The 7,289-nt window shown below is 58.1% G+C and carries 8 protein-coding genes; 1 reads left to right on the forward strand and 7 read right to left on the reverse strand.

The window, feature by feature from the left end:
• Positions 1 to 49: 49 nt before the first annotated feature.
• The 5 genes from HIJ39_RS20535 to tsaD form a co-directional block, all read right to left on the reverse strand.
• Positions 50 to 718 carry a UDP-N-acetylglucosamine 1-carboxyvinyltransferase gene (locus HIJ39_RS20535; protein WP_243239860.1) on the reverse strand — a complete coding sequence of 223 codons (669 nt, stop codon included), beginning with the start codon at positions 716 to 718 and terminating at the stop codon, positions 50 to 52.
• Positions 719 to 744: 26 nt separating this feature from the next.
• Positions 745 to 2,211, reverse strand: coding sequence for an IMP dehydrogenase (gene guaB / locus HIJ39_RS20540; RefSeq protein ID WP_169102907.1), 1,467 nt, complete (start codon positions 2,209 to 2,211; stop codon positions 745 to 747).
• A 99-nt stretch (positions 2,212 to 2,310) separates the two neighbouring features.
• On the reverse strand, positions 2,311 to 3,675 hold the full coding sequence (murC, locus tag HIJ39_RS20545; RefSeq protein WP_243239861.1) for a UDP-N-acetylmuramate--L-alanine ligase: 1,365 nt from the start codon (positions 3,673 to 3,675) through the stop codon (positions 2,311 to 2,313).
• Between the two features lie 69 nt (positions 3,676 to 3,744).
• On the reverse strand, positions 3,745 to 4,257 hold the full coding sequence (locus tag HIJ39_RS20550) for a gamma carbonic anhydrase family protein (RefSeq protein WP_169102908.1): 513 nt from the start codon (positions 4,255 to 4,257) through the stop codon (positions 3,745 to 3,747).
• Positions 4,258 to 4,273: 16 nt separating this feature from the next.
• The gene (gene tsaD, locus HIJ39_RS20555) at positions 4,274 to 5,284 is read right to left on the reverse strand and encodes a tRNA (adenosine(37)-N6)-threonylcarbamoyltransferase complex transferase subunit TsaD (RefSeq protein ID WP_169102909.1); all 1,011 of its coding nucleotides are present in this window, start codon (positions 5,282 to 5,284) and stop codon (positions 4,274 to 4,276) included.
• 66 nt (positions 5,285 to 5,350) lie between these two features.
• On the opposite strand from tsaD, the gene HIJ39_RS20560 reads away from it, so the two are divergent.
• Positions 5,351 to 5,806: a hypothetical protein gene (locus HIJ39_RS20560; RefSeq protein ID WP_169102910.1), complete on the forward strand. Its 456-nt coding sequence runs from the start codon at positions 5,351 to 5,353 to the stop codon at positions 5,804 to 5,806.
• Between the two features lie 135 nt (positions 5,807 to 5,941).
• Here the strand turns inward: HIJ39_RS20560 and HIJ39_RS20565 are convergent, their stop codons facing one another.
• Positions 5,942 to 6,805 (reverse strand): YihY/virulence factor BrkB family protein, encoded by an 864-nt coding sequence (locus HIJ39_RS20565; RefSeq protein WP_169102911.1) that lies wholly within the window; start codon positions 6,803 to 6,805, stop codon positions 5,942 to 5,944.
• Between the two features lie 11 nt (positions 6,806 to 6,816).
• On the reverse strand, positions 6,817 to 7,209 hold the full coding sequence (locus tag HIJ39_RS20570; protein ID WP_169102912.1) for a hypothetical protein: 393 nt from the start codon (positions 7,207 to 7,209) through the stop codon (positions 6,817 to 6,819).
• Positions 7,210 to 7,289: the final 80 nt, after the last annotated feature.

Raw genomic sequence — 7,289 nt, forward strand, 5'->3', positions numbered from 1 at the left:
AACCTCCAACCAAGGATTTCCCTTACCGTACCATAACCTTCCGTGATTATCACGAATTAAGGAATGGTTCTACTAGATTGGTGCCCGCACCACGTACCCGCGCCCCCATGGCGTTGAGAAAATTGGCCACATCCACCACTTCCGGTTCCATGGCGGCGTTTTCCAAAATGGTGGTGCCGTCCGCCAAACTCCCGGCAATCATGAGATTCAAGGTGGTGCCAAACGAGGCCCGCTCAACATAGACCCGGGCGCCTTGCAGACGACCGTCGACGGTACCTTGGATAGAGCCATGCTCCAGCCACATTTTGGCTCCCAGCGCTTGAAATCCTTGAATGTGAAAATTGACCGGCCGGGAGCCGATTTGGCAGCCGCCCGGGAAGGCCACATCCGCCTGGCCTAACCGCGCCAGCAAAAGCCCCACCAAATAGGTGGAGCCGCGGAGTTTTTTAGCCAAATCATAACGGGCTTGGTATGAATGCAGTGCTTTTGCGTCGATGCTGAGGCGGTCATCTGCCAGCCACTCGACCGCCACTCCTAAATCGCGCAAGATTTGACATAAATCCAGAATATCCGTGTAGCGGGGCACATTTTCCAAAATGGTGACGCCTTCTGCTGCCAAGGCAGCCGCCACAATAATCGGCAGGGCACTATTTTTCGAGCCAATTACCGCCACGTCTCCGGCCAGACTCTTTCCGCCCTCGATAACCAACTGCGCCAACGTTCTCGTCCTTTCCTGCTGTTACCTTATAAGCTATAGTTGGGCGCTTCTTTGGTAATTTGGACGTCATGCGGATGGCTCTCGGTCAATCCGGCCCCGGTGATGCGTACAAATTTCGCATGGTCGCGCAGCTCAGCCAAGTTCGCGGCACCGCAATACCCCATGCCTGCGCGAATCCCGCCAATCAACTGATAGACCGTATCGGCTAACGATCCACGGTAGGGAACGCGCCCTTCAATCCCCTCAGGGACTAATTTTTCCACATCCAACTCGTCTTGGAAATAGCGATCTTTGGAGCCTTCCTTCATGGCCCCTAATGAGCCCATCCCGCGATACACCTTAAACGAACGACCCTTAAAAATCTCCATGTCCCCCGGGCTCTCCTCAGTCCCGGCAAACAACGACCCAATCATGACGGTAGATGCTCCAGCCGCCAAGGCCTTGGCAATGTCCCCCGACCAGCGAATGCCACCATCGGCAATAATCGGCACGTCGTGCTCCCGGCCGACTTGATAGGCGTCCCAGACGGCACTAATCTGCGGCACCCCGATACCAGCCACGACACGCGTGGTACAAATCGAGCCCGGCCCCACGCCCACCTTCACGGCGTCAACTCCGGCCTCAATCAGCGCCAGCGCCCCGCCGCGGGTGGCCACGTTGCCACCCACCACCTCCACCTCGGGAAAGGCTTCCTTGATGCGGCGAACGGTATCCAATACCCCTTGCGAATGGCCATGGGCGGTGTCCACCACAATCACGTCAACGCGGGCTTGTACTAGCGCCTCCGCCCGCTCCATGGTGCCTTCGCCCACCGAAACGGCAGCGGCCGCCAGCAACCGACCGTTTTGGTCTTTTGCCGCATTGGGGAATTTGCGCGCCTTTTCGATGTCTTTGATGGTAATAAGGCCACGAAGCCGGCCATGCTCGTCTACCAGCGGCAACTTCTCAATGCGGTGCTGACCCAGAATCTTTTTGGCTTCCTCCAAAGTCGTACCCTCGCGGGCGGTGACCAGATTCTCCTTGGTCATCACTTCTCGAATGGGGCGCTTAAAGTGCTCCTCGAAGCGCAAATCACGATTGGTGAGAATCCCCACCAAATAGCCCCCGTCACGGACAATCGGAACGCCGGAAATCCGATATCGACTCATCATGTCCAAGGCGTCCTGCACCGTGTGGTCAGGGGAAAGAAAGATGGGATCGATAATAACACCATGCTCGCTGCGCTTTACCTTATCCACTTCGCTGGCTTGACGCTCGACAGGCATATTCTTGTGAATCACCCCGATGCCACCTTCACGCGCCATGGCGATGGCCATACGCGCCTCAGTCACGGTGTCCATGCCGGCCGAAACCAAGGGAACGTTTAAGCGAATATTCTTGGTGAAACGGGTGGTCACATCGACATCGCGGGGAAGAACGGTGGAATACCCTGGCACTAAGAGCACATCATCGAAAGTGAGGGCCTCGGTGCCAAATTTCTCGTCAGTGTTCACGTGATCCTCCTTAATGGCAATGAATAGTAACAATCAGGAACGCGCCCTGAGAAAAGTTTCGACAAGTCTACCACAGCCCCCGAAAGCCGACAACAACTTCTAGGCCATCAGGGCCGACACGCGCTCTCCCACCTTGTAGACCGGGCCCGCCCCCATGGTCAAAAAGGTATCCCCCGGAGCCAGCATCGGCATCACGAGGTCCACGGCATCGAACATATCGGGCACAAAATACACACGACCCGGCTGGCGCGTTTCAATGGCTTCCGCCAATTTCCGCCCGCTCACCCCAGGAATCGGTTTTTCACCGGGGGGTGAGTAAATTTCCGTCAACACCAGAATATCGGCATCGTCGAAGGCTTCCACGAACTGATCCCAAAGATGGTGGGTACGTACGTACCGCTGGGGTTGAAAGAGAACGACGACACGTCCGGGGGTCACTTGCCGACAGGCCTCTAGTGTCGCACGAATCTCAGTGGGATGATGGGCATAGTCATCCACCACGAGAACCGGTCCCGGTGTCAGAACCTGAAAACGGCGGTTGGCATTCTGAAAGGTGGCGAGCGCCTCCATAGCCGCCTTGGCATCAATCTTGAGGTGCAATGCCACGGCCAACGCGGCCAAGGCATTTTGTACATTATGGCTGCCGGGAACCGCAAGCGACACCCGGCCCAAGAACCGATCCTCATAAAAGACCTGAAACGTCGTCCCGGAGGGCGTTTTCGTCTCCACAACGCCGCGTACCTGGGCCCGTGAATGAAATCCATAGGTGATGACGGGCACCGTCAGCGTATCGGCCATCTCATCCAGCACCGGATTGTCGAGGCACACCACCGCCGCACCAGAGTTCGGCACCGAGGAGAGGTAGCGGCGAAACGCATCAACCAAGACGCCAAAGTTTTCCTGGTAATGCTCCAAGTGCTCCGGCTCCACGTTGGTGGCCACGGCAATTTCCGGACGATAGCGCAAAAAGGTCCCATCGCTCTCGTCTGCTTCGGCCACCGCCCACTCTGATCGCCCAACGCGGATGGTGTTACCGCCAAACTGGCTGACCTCCCCGCCCACCAGCACCGAAGGATCGAGACCAGTCTGGGTCAGTAGTGTGCCAATCATGGTGGTGGTGGTCGTCTTGCCGTGGGTTCCCCCCACCGTGATGGTACGCTTATCGCTCAATACCTCGGCCAATAGTTCGGACCGATGCCGAACTAAAATGTTGCGCCGCACCGCCTCCAGGCGCTCAGGGTTGTCCGGGCGAACATCGGTGCTGTAAATCACCTCATCCACCCCATCGATGTGGGCCGGATCGTGTCCGAAGAAGACGGGAATACCCGCCGCTAATAACCGGTCGGTGCGGCTGGAGGGACTCATGTCCGACCCGGTCACGCGAAGCCCTTGTTGTTTTAGCCACAGCGCCAGGCCACTCATACTGTAGCCACCAATACCAATGAAGTGGATGTGTTTCATCATCGTCCCGCCTTTGCCCGCACTTTTTACTAGACTACGCAAGCCCTGGCACTTTCATCCGCGCTTGCAGGGCTAATGAAAATGCCATCCTTGATTCTTCCATAAGTCCACGTAATGCGCAGCGGACCATTGGATGCGTTGAAGTTCCTCCGGTTTCAAATCTCGGACCACCCGTCCCGGACGTCCCAGCACCAGCGTCCCCGGGGGGATTTCGGTTCCCTCGGTAATCAAGGTGCCCGCGCCCACAATCACATCGGAATGGAGGTGGGCGCCATTCATCACCACGCTACCCATTCCCACCAACACGCGGTCGTCGACCTGCGCGCCGTGAATGATGGTCCCATGCCCGATTGTGACCTGGGAGCCAATGAGACAGGGGATGCCACGATCCGCATGCAGCACACTGTTGTCCTGCAGATTGGACCGAGGGCCCAGCTCGATGACATCGGAATCAGCCCGGATGACGGCGTTAAACCACACCGAAGCCTCCTCGCGCAGCACTGCCCGCCCAATAACATAGCTACCCGGCGCCAAAAATACCGGTGACTCCACCGTCGGCGACCACTCGCCAAAATCCATCAGCATGTTCTCGCCTCATTCTTTAAGATTCTACCCGGGCCACCTCTTGAAGCTGCCAGGGCGTCTTCGGTCCTTCACCAGGTTGCAGCCGTTCCCCACGCTGCCAACGGTAGTAGCCGGCGGCTGCCACCATGGCCGCATTGTCGGTGCAAAGCGCCACGGGCGGGACGTGCACGGTCGCTCCAACCTCCCGCCCAAATGAGGTCAACGCCTCAGACAAGCGTTGATTGGCGGCCACCCCGCCGGCGACGTAGAGATGGGGAACCGGGTAAAGCGCGTACGCCCGTTTGACATTTTTCATCAACGCCTCGACCACCGCCTCTTGCAGGGCTCTGGCCACGCCGGCGCGCGCATCCGGGTGCTGGCGGACGAGATCCTCGGTGGCGGTTTTCAATCCACTGAAACTGAAATCAAGCGGCGCCCCGGTTACCCGCGCTACTGGCAGCCGAAACGCCGGCTCGGGCCCAGCCGTCAAGGCTAATCGCTCGATTTCCGGACCGCCAGGATATGGAAGACCCAAGAGCCGTGCCCCTTTGTCGAGAGCCTCTCCGGCCGCATCGTCACGCGTCGCCCCAATGACCTCGAGGTCTCCGTGTCCCCGCCACCACACCAGACTGGTGTGTCCACCAGAGACAATCAGCGCCAAACCGGGGAACTCCACCGGGTGGCCAATGCTGTTGGCATAAAGATGCGCTTCCAAATGATGGACCCCTATCGCCGGACGGTGCAGCGCCCGGGCCAGCGCCTTGGCGAAGGTCACGCCGACCAAAAGCGCGCCCAAAAGCCCAGGACCCTGCGTCACGGCCACCGCATCTAAATCGGCCAGTTGCATCCCTGCCTCCGCCAGCACGGTTTCCACGACCGGCAGCACAGCCATAGCATGCTCCCGGGCGGCGACTTCTGGAACCACTCCGCCATAGCGTTGCTGGATGAGGGCCGACGATAGTTTGGCCTCGGCAATCAGACGCACACCGTCTTCCACGATAGCAGCGGCGGTATCGTCGCAGGATGACTCGATTCCCAAAATCCGCATAACTTCCCTCCACGGGGCCATAATATGGAAAGCTTCGTCCAATTGCCGTGGAAGGGAAGGCTTCCCATGATTTGGCTCTATGCTGTGCTACTTTTTATTGTTTATGCCGCGCCCACCCTGTTAACCCTTTCCAGCACCCTCTATGGGCTCACCACCCTGGCCCATTTTTTCAGTTTCCTCATCGCCGTCATCCTTTTTGTGGTGATGGGTCGAAGTCTCAGAAAGCGCCATCGGCCCCGTTTTGCCAATGGCTTGATGATTGGTGCGGGGGTTTCGCTTTTGGGAACCGGAGTCGGCCAGGCAATTCGTCGCACGCCAATGGCTGAAGAAGCATTTTTAGCCCAGGTTCCCCGTGTTCCCCGATCCGCGGCTGTCACCATGCTCCATCTTCATGCGACGGCCAACGCCATTTTATCCGGCATCATTTTCGCCGTCCTCTTCGGGTTGTTGGGCGGCATCGCCGTTTGGTGGGGCGGTCGGCGGCGGATGGCCGCCCCCACCGCCGATCCCGTCGAAAAATAGCTGAAGCGACTCCCTCTAGCCATCCCTGCCAACCCACACCCACTGCCCAACGTCACCTTGTACCCAGTATAGCTAAGGCTAAATATCTCTGCCATCATCGGCGATGTCCAACGAGAGAATATGCCTGTCACTGTTTTACATTTCCCGGTGGGTCGGATCGATCGGAATGACGGGGCCTCGGGCTTCCGCGACGGCGTTGACAATCCCGCCCAAGAGGAGCGTCAGGGAGACGAGGTAGAGATAGAGCAAAAGCAGAATGACCCCGCCTAAACTCCCATAGGTCCGGTCATAGTGGGCAAAATGGCCGACGTAAATGGAAAAGCCCCATGACATGAGGACCCAGAGTCCCAGCGCGGTTAGGGTTCCGGGCAAAAACCAATGAAAGGGCCTCGAGGACTCCGGAAGCCAGTTGTATACCAGCGTTAAGACGAACCACAGCATCAGCAAGAATAGGACCCAGGGCACCCCACTTGCGAGTGCCGAGGGGACGGAACCCTGTCCGGCTTGCGTCAAGATCCAGCGCACCAAAGTGGACCCGGCCACGGTAACCATTTGCGCCAATACCACGAGAATACCCAACAAGAGACCTAATCCCACCGACAGAGCCAGTGTCACCACCACGCCGCGGCGGCTCCTCTGAATGCCATAGGCTTCGTTCAGCGCATTCATCAATTGACGCAACGCCGAGGACATCGCCCCGACAAACCCAATGGCTCCCGCCGAGAGCAACGTGGGGCTCTTAAAGCGACTGGCTGAGCCCATGGCTCCAAGAATCAGGCGGCGAAGGGCAGGCGCGACAAGATGAGCTGCCGGGCCACGAAATAATGTGGTGTGGTTTCCTGCGTCAAGGAAACCCGACAAGGCGGCCGCGAAAAGCAAGAGCGGAAACAGCGCAAAAATAAAACTATAAGACAGGGCCGCCGCATAGACGGTTGCCCGACGGCGGACAAGATGGTTAATGACGGCACGGGCAAAACCAACAGCCTTCTGGGCATCCATATGACCAGGCCCTAGTTGGGCAAGGCTTTGTGCGTACTGGAAGGCCCCGACTCCTTATGGCGCCGCCTCTGCCAGAGCGCCCACCCCAGAGACGCGGCCGCAATCCACCAGCGGCTTTTTGTCCGCCGGGACTTCCCTGAAAGAGTGTCTCGAAGCACCCCAATGACCGATTTCGCGCTCCTGGAGGCCTGATAGACCTGGTCCATGGCCTCGGTCACCCGCTGCCCGCTTTGCTCAATTTGTTTGACGACGGCCCGGGAGTCGCCCAGATGATTTTCCACCTTCTTCTCAAAGCTCTTGATCCGCAGCAGCAGGCTCAGCATGACCAGCAAGACCAAAATGACCATCAGAGCCAGAAAAGCCAGCGAGAGAGCCATAACGGTAAGATCGGCGTGGTTTCCCATGGAACCTCCCTTGAAAAAAGATTTGTTGTACCGTATTTAGGGCCTGAACTGACGCAACTACAACACATGTAGCGGTGGTC

It is taken from the genome of Sulfobacillus harzensis (genome assembly GCF_012933365.1).
GTDB lineage: Bacteria > Bacillota > Sulfobacillia > Sulfobacillales > Sulfobacillaceae > Sulfobacillus_B > Sulfobacillus_B harzensis.